Source organism: Vibrio sp. 1069, assembly GCF_033340555.1.
In genome coordinates, this window is sequence record NZ_JAWOWP010000654.1 from 1 (window position 1) to 589 (window position 589).

A 589-nucleotide genomic window follows, 5' to 3' on the forward strand; every position below is an offset into this window, starting at 1 on the left:
AATCGCTGGTGGTCATAAAAACATTGCCTGTATTACCGGACCATCCCTACGTCACAATAGTTTGCTCAGAAAGCTTGGCTATGTTGATGCAATGAAAACAGCTGGTATCGACATTGATGAAAGTTGGTGTGAAGAAGGGAATTACGGCAGACAAAGCGGTTATGATGCGATGGCTTCCATTTTGAAACGTCACCCAGAGGTAACTGCTGTATTTTCATGCAGCGAAGAAATGACGGTTGGGGCGATGCAATGTCTTCATGAGCATAAAATTTCGGTGCCGGAGCAAATCTCTTTAACCAGTTTTGACAGTGTAGACCTATGTGAAAGTTTGTACCCGACGGTATCTGCGGTGCATTTCCCTATTAGTGATATGGCGCGAGCAGCAGTGCAAACGTTAATGGGGTTAGTAAAAAAACAGGAACACATAGAAAAACCTGTCTTCGAAGCCAAGCTAAAACTGCGTCATGCGGATCGAGTATTAAAACAAGACTCTGATTGATACTCAGGTATGAGCTTGATTCAAATTATGAACAACACTTTGGTTCTTAACGCGAATGACTCGCACTTGTGAGTTCTTATTGATGAATTT

Annotated in this window: 1 protein-coding gene; it reads left to right on the forward strand. The window is 42.4% G+C overall.

Annotated features, from left to right (window positions below; genetic code table 11):
• Nucleotides 1-499 (forward strand): substrate-binding domain-containing protein (locus R7040_RS28295; protein ID WP_318097860.1); only part of this gene is annotated, 499 nt, incomplete at its 5' end.
• Between the last annotated feature and the right edge of the window lie 90 nt (nucleotides 500-589).